This window comes from Sphingobium jiangsuense (genome assembly GCF_014196495.1).
GTDB classification, from domain to species: domain Bacteria; phylum Pseudomonadota; class Alphaproteobacteria; order Sphingomonadales; family Sphingomonadaceae; genus Sphingobium; species Sphingobium jiangsuense.
The window spans coordinates 249345-262330 of sequence record NZ_JACIDT010000001.1 but is presented as its reverse complement, the minus strand read 5'-3'; the positions used below and the strand labels follow the sequence as shown (position 1 = coordinate 262330).

The window sequence follows — 12986 nt, the reverse complement described above, 5'->3', positions numbered from 1 at the left end:
GGGCTGGCATCCCCGGACGCATAATGATAGCCGTTCGCAAGATTACCGGAACAGGACGCCTTGCACCTCCACCAGCTACCTTTGGGCCGCCCGGCCTGGATCGACAGGGTCGAATGGGATCGCCTCTCCATGGGCGAGGCCCAGCGCCTGCGCGAATTCGGCGTGGAGGAAGGGGCGACGGTAGAGGTGCTGCACCGCGCCGGACTGCTGGGCCGGGGCGCGCTCGCCTGCCGCATCGGCCGCATGACCGTCGCCATGCGCCATGCCCATGGCGATGCGATCCATGTGCGCACTGACCCGGCGGCGACGCCCGAAACGGCGGTCGCTTCCTCTTCCGCGCCTTCTTCCGCACATCCTTCCGCTCAGGCCATCACCGCTTCATGACCGCACAGCCGCTTGTTGCGCTGGTCGGCAATCCCAATGCCGGCAAGAGCGCCCTTTTCAACGCGCTGACCGGTGCACGCCAGAAGCTGGGCAATTATCCCGGCGTCACCGTGGAGCGCAAATCAGGCCGCCTCGCGCTGGAGGACGGGCGCCCGGTCGAGCTGGTCGACCTGCCCGGCACCTACAGCCTCACCCCGACCAGCCCGGACGAGGAGGTGACGCGCGACGTCATCCTCGGCAAGCAGCGGGGCGAACGCCTGCCCGATGCGCTGGTGCTGGTGGTCGACGCGTCGAATCTCGAAAACCATCTGCGCTTCGTGCTGGAGGTGCTGGATCTCGGCCTGCCGGCGGTGGTCGCGCTCAACATGGTCGATCTCGCCGCGCGCGACGGCCTCGAACTCAGCCCGGAGGCGCTGTCGGAGGCGCTGGGCGTGCCGGTCGTCTCCACCGTCGCCGTGCGCAAGCGCGGCCTCGACCATCTGCTGCACGAGCTGACCGGCCTGATCGACGGCGGCGCGGTTCCGGTGCGTCCGTCCACCGGCGACATGAGCTTCGCCGAGCGGCGGGCGAAGGCGCGGGACCTCGCGCGCATCGCCATCGTCGGCGAAACGCCCTCGCGCCGCCTGACGCAGGCGGTGGACCGCGTGGCGCTGCACCCGATCCTCGGCCCGCTGCTGCTGCTGGGGCTGCTGTTCCTGATGTTCCAGGCGGTCTATGCCTGGTCCGAAGCGCCGATCGCGATGATCGAGGGCTGGGCGGAGGAACTGGGCGATCTGGCGACGGCGCTGACGCCGGAAGGTTATCTGCGCTCCTTCCTCGTCGACGGCGTGATCAACGGCGTGGGATCGGTGGTGGTGTTCCTGCCGCAGATCCTCATCCTGTTCTTCTTCATCCTGATGCTGGAGGCGACCGGCTACATGACTCGCGCCGCCTTCCTGATGGACGGGCTGATGGCGAAGGTCGGCCTGTCGGGCCGCGCGTTCATTCCGCTGCTCTCCTCCTTCGCCTGCGCGGTGCCGGGGATCATGGCGACCCGCTCGATCAGCGACCCGAAGGACCGGCTGACGACGATCCTCATCGCCCCGCTGATGACCTGTTCGGCGCGGTTGCCGGTCTATGCAGTGATCATCGGCGCGTTCATCCCGGCGCGCTCGGTCGGCTACGGCGTCGGCTTGCAGGGGCTGGTGCTGTTCGCCCTCTATGTCGGCGGCATCGTCGGCGCGATGCTGGTCGCGCTCGTCCTGCGCCGCACCGTGGCCAAGGGGCAGAGCGCCGGCCTGCTGATGGAAATGCCGAAATATCAATGGCCGCGCTGGCAGGACATCGCGCTCGGTCTGTGGCAGCGGGCGATGATCTTCCTCAAGCGCGCAGGAACGATCATCTTCGTCTCGACCATCATCCTCTGGGCGCTGCTCAGCTTCCCCAAGCCGCCCGCCGGGTCCGACGTTTCGCCGGTCGGCTACAGCGCGGCGGGGCGCATCGCCACCGTGCTCAACGTCGTGATGGAGCCGATCGGCTTCAACCGCGACATCTCCCTCGCGCTCATCCCGGCGATGGCGGCGCGCGAGGTCGCGGTGTCGGCGCTCGCCACCACCTACAGCATCGACGCGGGCGACGACGAGGAAAAGCTGGAGCAGTCGCTGGGCGAGCGGCTGAAGAACAACTGGTCGCTGCCGACCGCGCTCGCCTTCCTCGTCTGGTTCGTGTTCGCGCCGCAGTGCATCTCCACCATCGCCGTCACCCGGCGCGAGACGAACGGCTGGAAATGGCCCGCCTTCATGGTCGGCTATCTGTTCGCGATCGCCTATGTCGCGGCGGGCATCACCTATTGGACGGCGGTGGCTGCCGGATTGTAGGGCCGTTCGAGATTCCGCTCATGCGGGCCTGCGAACCGCGCTATTCTGCGCTTCGGTGCTTACGACCCCTTAGGTCGCTGCGCTCCGATGCTCGAATGGCACGCCTCTCGGCTCCACCTGAACGAAATCTCGAACGGCCCTTCATGTGCAATATTTCCGAATCCGGGTAGATCCTCTGGACGCTGCCCGATCCAGCTTATAAGTGATCCCTTCACGGATTTTTCCGGCCGGAGTCTCGCCCGGCCCCCAGCAGTTTCGGAGAGTCATTCCATGGCAGGCAGCGTCAACAAGGTCATTCTGGTCGGCAATCTGGGTGCGGATCCGGAGGTGCGCAGTTTCCAGAATGGCGGCAAGGTCTGCAATCTGCGCATCGCCACGTCCGAAAGCTGGAAGGACCGCATGACCGGCGAGCGCAAGGACCGCACCGAATGGCACAGCGTCGCCATCTTCTCCGAAGGGCTGGCCGGCGTCGCCGAGCGCTATCTGCGCAAGGGCAGCAAGGTCTATGTCGAAGGCCAGCTGCGCACCCGCAAGTGGCAGGACAATAACGGCAACGACCGCTACACCACCGAAGTCGTGCTGCAAGGCCCCGGCGCGGTGCTGACCATGCTCGACGGCGCGCCCGGCGGCGGTCAGGGCGGTGGCGGCGGTTCCGGCGGCGGCTGGAGCGGCGGCGGCAGCGGCGGCGGCCGTTCGGGCGGCGACGACTGGGGCCGCTCGACCGGCGCCTTCGACGATGATTTCGGCGGCGGCGGGCGTTCCTCCTCCTCTTCCGGCGGCGTGCGTGATCGCGGCGCGCCCGCGCCCAATTTCGACAATGATCTCGACGACGAGGTTCCGTTCTGACCGCAGCGGCTTCCGCGATGACCGATACTCAGGCGAAGCTCGTCATCCGCGAGGCGAAACCCGCTGATGCGCGCGCGATCGCGGCGCTGTCGACCAAGGTCTACGGCAAGGCGACCGCCTTTTCCGGCGCGCAGATCCGCGGGCAGATCAACAATTTCCCCGAAGGCCAGTTCGTCGCCGAATATGAGGGCGTGATCGTCGGCCATTGCGCGACGCAGATCGTCGGCGCCGACCTCGCCTTCGCAGCCCATAGCTGGGAAGAGATCACCGGCGGCGGCTTCGCGACCCGGCACGATCCGGACGGCGACATACTCTACGGCATGGAAGTGTGCGTGGACCCGGATTATCGCCGCCTGCGCATCGGCCAGCGCTTCTACCGGCGGCGGCAGGAGCTGTGCCAGTATTTCGAGCTGAAGGGCATCGTCTTCGGCGGGCGCATGCCCGGTTACAAGCGGCGCCAGAAGCAGTTCCCCAACCCGGAGGATTATCTCGCCGCGGTGCTGGACAAGCAGGTGCGCGATCCCGTCATCAACTTCCAGTTGATGCAGGGCTTCGAGGCGCGCGGCGTGCTGCGCGGCTACGACCCGACCGACCGGGACAGCGGCGGCCTCGCCGTGCTGATGTTCTGGCCCAATCCGCTCGCGCCCGAACAGGTGCCGGGCCGCAAGGCGCGCGGGCAGAAGCGCCTGCCCTCCTCGGTGCGCGTCGCGACCGTGCAGTTCCAGATGCGGCGCATCGCCAGGATCGACGAGTTCGAGGAACAGGTCGAATATTTCGTCGACGTCGCCGCCGATTATTCGGCCGATTTCGTCACCTTCCCGGAATTGTTCACGCTGGAGCTGCTCTCGATCGGGGAGGAGAAGCTGGCCCCCGATCAGGCGATCGAGCGCGTTGCCGACTATACCGACCGCTTCTGCGCCTTCATGGAGAAGCTGGCCGTCAGCTACAACATCAACATCATCGGCGGCTCCCACCCGACGCGGATGGACAATGGCGACATCCGCAACATCAGCTATATCTTCCTGCGCGATGGCGGCGTCTACACGCAGGAAAAGCTGCACCCGACCCCGTCGGAGCGGCGCTGGTGGAACATCAAGGGCGGCTATGGCGCCAATGTGATCCCGACCGATTGCGGCCCGATCGGCGTGATGATCTGTTACGACTCGGAATTTCCGGAAATGGCGCGGCATCTCGTCAATCAGGGCGCGATGATGCTGTTCGTGCCCTTCTGCACCGACGAGCGGCGCGGCTATCTGCGCGTGCGCTATTGCTGCCAGGCGCGGGCGGTCGAGAATCAATGCTATGTGATCACCTCAGGCGTGGTGGGCAATATTCCGAACGTCGAGAATATGGACATCCATTATGCCGAAAGCGCGATCCTGACGCCCAGCGACTTCCCCTTCGCGCGCGACGGCGTGGCGGCGGACACCGCGCCCAACACCGAGACGATCGCGATCGCCGACCTGTCGCTCGACGACCTGCTCACCAGCCGCCAGTCCGGCGCGGTGCAGAACCTGCGCGACCGGCGGTTCGACCTCTACCGGGTGCAGTGGCGCAAGGGGTGAGGCCGGAGGCGGCCAATTCCTGACCTAAGTAACCCGTTCGGGCTGAGCCTGTCGAAGCCCTGTCCTTCTTAAAAGGGGGAAGAACAGCCCTTCGACGCGCTCAGCCCGAACGGGGTGGTGCTACCCTAAACCTTTTCGTTTCCCGTCATGCCAGCGCAGGCTGGCATCTCAGGAGGCGGCGCGCGATACGGCCTGAGGCCCCAGCCTGCGCTGGGGCGACGATAAGGGAAAGTCCGTCACCCCACCAATTTCCGCGCGAATTCGCGGATATGCGGGCCGATGTCCTCACGTTCCAGCGCCAGCGCCAGATTGGCCTCGATATAGCCCGCTTTCGATCCGCAGTCGAAGCGCTGGCCCTCGAAGGTCACGCCGTGGAACGGCTGCCTGCCGATCAGCGCCGCCATCGCGTCGGTAAGCTGGATCTCGCCGCCCGCGCCCTTTTCCTGCGTTTCGAGGATCGTCATCACCTCCGGCTGGAGGATATAGCGCCCGGCGACGATGAGGTTCGACGGGGCCGTCCCCGGCGCGGGCTTTTCGACCAGCCCCTTCACCTCGGTCAGCCGCCCGTCGCGCTCGCCCGGATCGAGGATGCCGTAGCTCGACGTCTGCTCCATCGGCACCTCCAGCGCGCAGATGAGGTTGCCGCCGGTCTGCTCATAGGCGTCGACCATCTGCTTGAGGCAGCCGGAGCCGGGCTTTCCGTGCATGAACTCGTCGGGCAGGATGATGGCGAAGGGCTCGTCGCCGACGATGTCGCGCGCGCACCAGATCGCATGGCCCAGGCCCAGCGGCTCCTGCTGGCGCAGGAACACCGCATTGCCGGGGGCGAGGCGCGTGCCTTCCAGCGCGGACAGGTCCTTGCCGCGTTCCTTCTGCGTCGCCTCCAGCTCGAAGGCCATGTCGAAGTAATCCTCGATCGCGCCCTTGCCGCGCCCGTTGACGAAGATCATCTGCTCGATCCCGGCTTCCAGCGCCTCGTCGACCGCATATTGGATCAGCGGCCGGTCGATCACCGGCAATAATTCCTTCGCCACCGCCTTGGTCGCGGGAAGGAAGCGGGTGCCCAGCCCCGCCACCGGGAAAACGGCCTTGCGAATCTTCCTGTCTGCCATGAAACCCCCTGTATTCGGGAAAACTGTTGATCGGGAAAAAGCTGTTCATCCGAAAGGGCGCGAGCCGGCGCATGGCCGGGCCCGGCATCCGGCCGGACCGGATGCCGCCGCGCCCCTTCGCTTGTCCTTCAGAAATCGACGGCGATGCCCTTGCGCTCCCAATCGCCATAGCGGGTCGGGCTGAGTTCCTCGGTCACCTTCGGCTCGGTATCGAGCGGGTCCGGTTGCGGCACGGGCGGACTTTTGGAAAGATAGTCCGGCGCGCGAACATGATCGGGGCGTTTGCCCATGAAGATATCTCCGAAAGTCTTATTGCAACTGCGAAAGTATAACCGGGTCAAGACGGCGCACAAGCGCCTTCCTTCGTCCCATTACCGTACAGGGGTTTACCCGTGCAGCAAAAACGTTAAAGCCCTGTTTCCCATGGCAAAGCCCCCTTCCCACCAGAATCGGACCAGACGAGCCGGATCCCGCCGGAGCGGCGGCGCGCCCGCCGTCCCCGGCCTCGACGCGCGCCGGGCGGCGCTGCGCCTGCTCGACGCCGTGATGCGGCGCGGCGAACCGCTGGAAACCGCGCTCCATGCCGCGACTCAGGGGCTGGCCGACCGCGCCGACAAGGCGCTCGCCCATGCGATCGCCGCCGATGTGCTGCGCTGGACCGCCGATCTCGACGCGCTGATCGACGGCGCGACGCCGCAGCCGCTGCCGGAGGATGCGAAGGCGCGCATGGTGCTGCGCCTCACGCTGGTGCAGGCGCTGCGGCTCGACACGCCGCCCCATGCGGTGGTCGCCACCGCGCTGCCGCTGGTCGACGGCGGGCCGCGCCGCCTCGTTCATGGCGTGCTCGGCGCCCTGCTGCGCAGCGAGGCGCGCCTGCCCGACGTGCCGACGGTGCCGGAGGCGGTGGCGCAGCGCTGGCGTGCCCAATGGGGCGAGCCGGTGGTGGAGGCCTCGGCTCAAGCGCTCGCCCGCCGCGCGCCGATCGACGTGACGCTCGCCGACCCCGCCGAAACCGCGCATTTCGACGATGTGCTGGCGGGCGACACGCTGATGTCCGGCCATGTCCGCATCGGCCATCAGGTGTCGGTGCCGGGCCTGCCGGGCTATGCCGAAGGACGCTGGTGGGTGCAGGATCTCGCCGCTTCCCTGCCCGCGCGGCTGGCGGGCGAGGGACGGGGCCGCACCGCGCTCGATCTGTGCGCGGCGCCGGGCGGCAAGACGATGCAGCTCGCCGCGCAAGGCTGGGCGGTGACGGCGCTGGACAAAAGCGCGAAGCGGCTGGAGCGCATGGGCGAGAATCTCGCCCGCAGCGGTTTTGCCGCGAGCGTGGTTCAGGGCGACGCGCTGACATGGGCGCCCGAAGCTCCCGCCGATCTCGTGCTGCTCGACGCGCCGTGCAGCGCGACCGGCATCTTCCGCCGCCACCCGGACGTGATGCATCGCGTCGGCGACCGCCAGATCGCGGAGATGTCCGGAATACAGGCGCAGTTGCTCGACCGCGCGGCCGACTGGGTGAAGCCGGGCGGGCTGCTGGTCTACGCCACCTGTTCGCTGGAGCGCGCCGAGGGGGAGGACCAGATCGCCCGCTTCCTGGCGAGCCATGCCGGTTTCGCGCTCTCCCCGCCGCAGGCCGGGGAGCTGCCCGAAGGGGTTGCCGCCGACGCTATGGGCCATGTGCGCACCCTGCCCACGATGCTGGCCGACAGGGGCGGGCTGGACGGCTTTTTCATCGCCCGGCTGGTGCGCCAGCAAGGCTGATGCGGGGCTGACCGCATCCCTGTGGAAAGAGATCGCAAATAACGCGCGGACGGGCGCCTGCGCTGTTGCGCCGCCCGGCGCTCCTCGCTAAGGCCATGGGTTCATGAGCCGCCCTGTCCTTATCTCTCCTTCCATCCTCTCCGCCGATTTCGCTCGTCTGGGCGAGGAGGTCCGCGCGATCGACGAGGCGGGCTGCGACTGGGTGCATGTGGACGTGATGGACGGCCATTATGTGCCCAACATCACCATCGGCCCGATGGTCGTGAAGGCGCTGCGCCCGCATACGCAGAAGTTGATGGACGTGCATCTGATGATCACCCCGGTCGACCCGATGCTCGACGCCTTCGCCGAGGCGGGCAGCGACCTCATCACCGTGCATCAGGAGGCCGGGCCGCACCTGCACCGCACGCTGCAACGCATCCGCGCGCTGGGAAAGAAGGCGGGCGTCTCGCTCAACCCCTCGACCCATGAAGACACGCTCGACTATGTGCTGGAGGATATCGACCTCGTGCTGGTGATGAGCGTCAACCCCGGCTTCGGCGGGCAGAGCTTCATCGACAGCCAGCTGCGCAAGATCGAGGCGATCCGCGCCAAGATCGAGCGGCTGGGCAAGCCCATCCATCTGGAGGTCGACGGCGGCGTCGATGCCGCCACCGCCCCGCGCGTGATCGCGGCGGGGGCCGATGTGCTGGTCGCGGGCACCGCGACCTTCCGCGGCGGGCCGGCCGCCTATGCCGACAATATCCGAGGGCTGCGCGGCGCATGAACAGCCTGTCCCCCCGGCCTGATGCGCCCGCGCAGGACGAAGCGGACAGCATCGAAGACGGCAAGCGCCTCATCCGCCTGTCGACCGACAAGGGAAGCTCGCTGGCGGAGCGGATTTCCAGCCATTTCTATCGCCTGACCTGGCGCACGCCGCTGCACAATATGCGGCTGAAGGGCAAATATCCGCTGAAGCTGCTGGCGGTGCCGCGCGACATGATCGCCGGCAACGCGCGCGCCGGAAAGGCGATCCGCGCCGGGCATTTCCTGCTGCGCGGGCACAAGCTGCCGATCGCCGGGCTCGATCTCACAGCGCCGCCCCTGTCGCCCGCCTGGGCCGAATATCTGCACGGCTTCCGCTGGCTGCGCGATCTCAACGAAGTGGGCAGCCGCGAGCAGGTGACGCCGTCGGCTGAAAGCATCATGCGAAGCTGGCTCGCCGCCCATGCCGAAAAGCCGAGCGAACCGGCATGGAGCGCCGAATATGCCGGGTGGCGTCTGCTGTTCTGGGCCGCCTATGCGCCGCTGATCCTGTCGAGCGGCGATCTGGTCTACCGCTCGCTGGTGTTGAACTGCTTCGCCCGCACCGCGCGGCATCTCGACCGGGGCGCGGACAAGGCGCCGGTCGGCCTGCCCCGCCTCGTCGCCTGGTGCGGCGTGGTGACGGCGGGGCTGCTGCTGCCGGGCGGGGCGCCGCGCCGGGCCTATGGCGAAACCGGCCTCAAGCGCGCGATCGAGCATGCCTTCTACAGCGACGGCGGCACGATCAGCCGCTCGCCGCTCGCCCAGCTGCGCGGCATAGAGGCGCTGACGATGGTGCGCGCCGCCTATGACGCGGTGCGTGTCGAGGTGCCCGCCTTCCTCACCGAAACGTTGAACCGCACCGTTGCCGCGCTGCTCGGCCTTACCCATGGCGACGGCGGGCTCGGCAGCTGGCAGGGCGGGGGCGCGATCGACGCGGCGCAGGTCGAGACGCTGCTCGCGGCGACCGGCGTGCGCACCCGTCCGCTGCGGCAGGCGCGCGACTGGGGCTATCAGCGCATCAGCGCCGGATCGACGCAGGTGCTGGTGGACGCCGCTCCGCCGCCGGTCGCCCAGCTGGCGGAGGCCGGATGCGCCTCGACCGGCGCGATCGAGATCAGCGACGGGGCCGACCGGCTGATCGTCAATTGCGGCGGCGCGGCCTTTGCCGGGCCGATGATCCCGGCCGATTTCGCGCGCGGCCTGCGCACCACCGCCGCGCACAGCACGCTGACGCTCGACGACAGCAACTCCACCGCGATCCTGCCCGACGGCACGCTGGGCCGCGGCGTTACCGAGGTGGAGCTGCACCGGCAGGAGCTGGAAAACGGCAGCCGCCTGGAACTGAGCCATGACGGCTATGTCCGCCGCTTCGGCTATGTGCACCGCCGCCTGCTGCAAATCAGCAATGACGGCCGCGACATACGGGGCGAGGACATGCTGCTGCCCGCCCAGCGGCGCAAGCGGCCGGTCGCCGCGCCCTATGTGCTGCGCTTCCACCTCGCGCCGCATATCGACGCCTCGCTGACGGCGGACGGGCAGGGCGCGCTGCTGCGCATCGACATGGGCGCGCTGTGGCAGTTCCGCTGCGGCGCGGGCACGCTCGGCATAGAGGACAGCGTCTGGATCGACGGCGACGGCCGCCCGCACGGGACGAAGCAGCTGGTCGTCAGCGCCACAGCCGAGCCGGGCGGCAGCTCGCTCGGCTGGCTGCTGAAACGGGTGGGATAAGCGCAACCAGGAACAGGGGTGATCTCGTGCGGCATTGCCGCCGCAGGGGCCATTATAACAGAAGGAAAGCAGGAACATCATGACGGACGTGAAGATCGGCCGGGCGCTTTTGTCGGTGTCCGACAAGACGGGGCTTGTCGAACTGGGGCAGGCGCTGGCGCGGCACGGGGTGGCGCTGGTGTCGACCGGCGGCACGGCGAAGGCGCTGCGCGACGCGGGGCTGGACGTGGCGGACATTTCCGACCTCACCGGCTTTCCCGAAATGATGGACGGCCGCGTCAAGACGCTGCACCCGAAGGTGCATGGCGGCCTGCTTGCGGTGCGCGGCAATGCCGAGCATGTCGGCTCCATGCGGGAGCATGAAATCGAGCCGATCGATCTGGTCGTCGTCAACCTCTATCCGTTCGCGCAGACCGTGGCCAAGGGCGCGGACCGCGACGAGATCATCGAGAATATCGATATCGGCGGCCCCTCGATGGTGCGCAGCGCGGCGAAGAACCACGAGAGCGTCACGATCGTCACCGACCCGGCCGACTATACGCGGCTGATCGAGGAGATGGACGCGAAGGGCGGCGCGACCAGCTACGACTTCCGCCGCCTGTGCGCGGCCAAGGCCTATGCGGCGACGGCGGCCTATGACGGCATGATCGCGGCCTGGTTCGCCAAGGTCGACCAAGGCGTCGATTATCCCGAAAGCCGTTCGATGCCGACGAAGCTCGTCTCGATGCTGCGTTATGGCGAGAATCCGCACCAGCGCGCGGCGCTCTATGTGCCGCAGGTTCCCGCCGTGCAGGGCATCGGGCAGGCGGTGCAGGTGCAGGGCAAGGAGCTGTCGTACAACAATTACAACGACGCCGACGCGGCGCTGGAGCTGGTATCCGAATTCCGCGACGGCCCGCCGACCGTGGTGATCGTCAAGCACGCCAATCCCTGCGGCGTCGCCACCGGCGAAACGCTGGCCGAGGCGTACAGGAACGCGCTGGAATGCGACAGCGTGTCGGCCTTCGGCGGCATCATCGCGGTCAATCGCCCGCTCGACGGCCCCACCGCCGAGGCGATCACCGAAATCTTCACCGAGGTCGTCGTCGCGCCGGGCGCCGATGAAGCGGCGAAGGCGGCGTTCGCGAAGAAGAAGAACCTGCGTCTGCTGCTGACCAACGGCCTGCCCGATCCGGCGCGCGCCGGCCAGACGACCAAGATCATCGCGGGCGGCGCGCTGGTGCAGGATCGCGATAACGGCGTGGTGACGCGCGACATGCTGAAGGTCGTGACGAAGCGGGCGCCGACCGAGCAGGAACTGAAGGACTGCCTGTTCGCCTGGACCGTCGCCAAGCATGTGAAGTCGAACGCCATCGTCTATGCGAAGGACGGCGTGACGGCGGGCATCGGCGCGGGCCAGATGAACCGCCGCGACAGCTCCCGCATCGCCGCCGCCAAGGCGAAGGAAGCCGCCGAGACCTATGGCTGGGCAGCATCCCGCACTGTGGGCAGCTCGGTCGCGTCGGACGCCTTCTTCCCCTTCGCCGACGGCCTGCTGGCGGCGGTCGAGGCGGGCGCGACGGCGGTGATCCAGCCGGGCGGCTCGATGCGCGACGAGGAGGTGATCAAGGCCGCCGACGACGCGGGCCTCGCCATGGTCTTCACCGGCATGCGCCATTTCCGCCATTGAGCGGCGGATAGCGGAGAATATGGAGCGGATAGCGGAGAATATGGAAAAGCCCCGGTTCGCGCCGGGGCTTTTTTGTTGGCGGCGCTATGACCGGGACCGCTGCATGGCAGGTTGCGGCCAGAAGCGGACGTAGAAGATTGGTTTCACGCGGAGGCGCGGAGACGCGGAGAGATAGTAGCGCGAAGCGCTTTCCCTCGTCATTCACCCCGGCAACCGACACAAGGAGAATGAAATGGGGCCTGCGGCCCGGAACGTCCTTCTCCGCGCCTCCGCGTCTCCGCGTGAACTTTCTACTCCAGCACGATATGTCCGCTAACCACCCGCATCCGCCATTCCGCAGCGAGGTTCACATGGGACCTGTATCGGAAACCGGCCCGCTCACGCCCCGCCAAATGCAGCCCGCATTGCCGCTTCGGCCTGTTCGTGGAGCGCCCAGAAATCGGGCACCGCGTCGCCCCGCAGCCTGCGTTCGAGCACCGCGAGATGGGAGTGCCAACCGCCGCCGAAATTGATCGCGTCGTCACGCCCGCGAAGGCCTCTGTGGGTGAGCACGAGCCGGGTCTTGCCGTCTTCTTCATGCAGCTCGAAGGTCACCTCGCCTGCCTCGCCTCCCTCCCAGGTGAAGGACAGGAGATGGGGCGGCTCGATGCGGGTGATGCGTTCCTCCCAGCTGTGGCCGATATAGGGGCGGTAGCGTTCGGGCGTCGCCACCTCGCCATCGGAAAGCCGGTCATGGTCCATGGTCAGCCCGATCCCGCCGCCAACCTTGGGATCGGTCGGCCCGCCCATGAACCAGCGCGCCCGCAATTCGGGATCGATGAGATAGCGCCATGTCTTCTCGACAGGCGCGTCGAGCAGCCGTTCGAAGCGCAGGGTGTCGGTGGAAATCTTGTCCGCGTCCGTCATGTTCGATCCTCCTTCAGCGCCGATTCCAGAGCGTCGAGGCGGGTGGTCCAGAACCGTTCCCACTGGGCCAGCCATTCGCTGGCATCCTTCAGCCGGTCGGCCCTGATGCGGCAGAGCTGGCGCCGTCCCACCTTCCGCCGTTCGATCAGGCCCGCGCGCGCCAATACCCCCACATGCTTGGCGGCACCGGCCAGACTCATCCGATAGGGGGCGGCAAGCTCGCTGACCGCCTTCTCGCCTTCCGCCAGCGCCGCCAGCATCCCGCGCCGCGTCGGATCCGCGAGCGCGGTAAAGGTGGCGTCGAGTCGATTATCAACCATATGGTTTACTATCCTCTTGATGGAGGAAAAGTCAACCGATCGGTTTAATGACTGTC

Annotated in this window: 12 protein-coding genes; 8 read left to right on the top strand and 4 right to left on the bottom strand. The window is 67.6% G+C overall.

Translation table 11 applies throughout. From position 1 onward, the window contains the following. Window positions 1-60: 60 nt before the first annotated feature. The 4 genes from GGR43_RS01270 (at window position 61) to GGR43_RS01255 (ending at window position 4651) form a co-directional block, all read left to right on the top strand. Window positions 61-384, top strand: a complete 324-nt coding sequence (locus tag GGR43_RS01270; protein WP_188070126.1) for a FeoA family protein — start codon at window positions 61-63, stop codon at window positions 382-384. Then, window positions 381-2240 carry a ferrous iron transporter B gene (gene feoB / locus GGR43_RS01265; protein WP_188070125.1) on the top strand — a complete coding sequence of 620 codons (1860 nt, stop codon included), beginning with the start codon at window positions 381-383 and terminating at the stop codon, window positions 2238-2240. The genes GGR43_RS01270 and feoB overlap by 4 nt, the downstream gene beginning before the upstream one ends. Window positions 2241-2510: 270 nt before the next feature. Continuing rightward, a complete protein-coding gene (ssb, locus tag GGR43_RS01260; RefSeq protein WP_188070124.1) occupies window positions 2511-3086 on the top strand; it encodes a single-stranded DNA-binding protein in 576 nt (191 codons plus the stop codon). Between the two features lie 17 nt (window positions 3087-3103). Beyond that, the gene (locus tag GGR43_RS01255) at window positions 3104-4651 is read left to right on the top strand and encodes a carbon-nitrogen hydrolase family protein (RefSeq protein WP_188070123.1); all 1548 of its coding nucleotides are present in this window, start codon (window positions 3104-3106) and stop codon (window positions 4649-4651) included. A 236-nt stretch (window positions 4652-4887) separates the two neighbouring features. Here GGR43_RS01255 and GGR43_RS01250 read toward each other — a convergent pair whose 3' ends face one another. Both GGR43_RS01250 and GGR43_RS01245 read right to left on the bottom strand, forming a co-directional pair. Further along, the gene (locus GGR43_RS01250; RefSeq protein WP_188070122.1) at window positions 4888-5763 is read right to left on the bottom strand and encodes a UTP--glucose-1-phosphate uridylyltransferase; all 876 of its coding nucleotides are present in this window, start codon (window positions 5761-5763) and stop codon (window positions 4888-4890) included. A gap of 128 nt (window positions 5764-5891) precedes the next feature. Then, a complete protein-coding gene (locus GGR43_RS01245) occupies window positions 5892-6053 on the bottom strand; it encodes a DUF1674 domain-containing protein (protein WP_188070121.1) in 162 nt (53 codons plus the stop codon). A gap of 133 nt (window positions 6054-6186) precedes the next feature. On the opposite strand from GGR43_RS01245, the gene GGR43_RS01240 reads away from it, so the two are divergent. From GGR43_RS01240 to purH, 4 genes are all read left to right on the top strand, one after another. Beyond that, window positions 6187-7521: an RsmB/NOP family class I SAM-dependent RNA methyltransferase gene (locus GGR43_RS01240; RefSeq protein WP_188070120.1), complete on the top strand. Its 1335-nt coding sequence runs from the start codon at window positions 6187-6189 to the stop codon at window positions 7519-7521. Between the two features lie 103 nt (window positions 7522-7624). Then, window positions 7625-8287 carry a ribulose-phosphate 3-epimerase gene (rpe, locus tag GGR43_RS01235; RefSeq protein ID WP_188070119.1) on the top strand — a complete coding sequence of 221 codons (663 nt, stop codon included), beginning with the start codon at window positions 7625-7627 and terminating at the stop codon, window positions 8285-8287. Further along, window positions 8284-10035, top strand: a complete 1752-nt coding sequence (locus GGR43_RS01230; protein WP_188070118.1) for a heparinase II/III family protein — start codon at window positions 8284-8286, stop codon at window positions 10033-10035. The genes rpe and GGR43_RS01230 overlap by 4 nt, the downstream gene beginning before the upstream one ends. A gap of 79 nt (window positions 10036-10114) precedes the next feature. Beyond that, window positions 10115-11704 (top strand): bifunctional phosphoribosylaminoimidazolecarboxamide formyltransferase/IMP cyclohydrolase, encoded by a 1590-nt coding sequence (purH, locus tag GGR43_RS01225; protein WP_188070117.1) that lies wholly within the window; start codon window positions 10115-10117, stop codon window positions 11702-11704. A 378-nt stretch (window positions 11705-12082) separates the two neighbouring features. On the opposite strand, the gene GGR43_RS01220 is transcribed toward purH, so the two are convergent. Further along, window positions 12083-12610: an SRPBCC family protein gene (locus tag GGR43_RS01220; protein ID WP_188070116.1), complete on the bottom strand. Its 528-nt coding sequence runs from the start codon at window positions 12608-12610 to the stop codon at window positions 12083-12085. Next, window positions 12607-12930 (bottom strand): ArsR/SmtB family transcription factor, encoded by a 324-nt coding sequence (locus GGR43_RS01215; RefSeq protein ID WP_188070115.1) that lies wholly within the window; start codon window positions 12928-12930, stop codon window positions 12607-12609. The genes GGR43_RS01220 and GGR43_RS01215 overlap by 4 nt, the downstream gene beginning before the upstream one ends. Window positions 12931-12986: the final 56 nt, after the last annotated feature.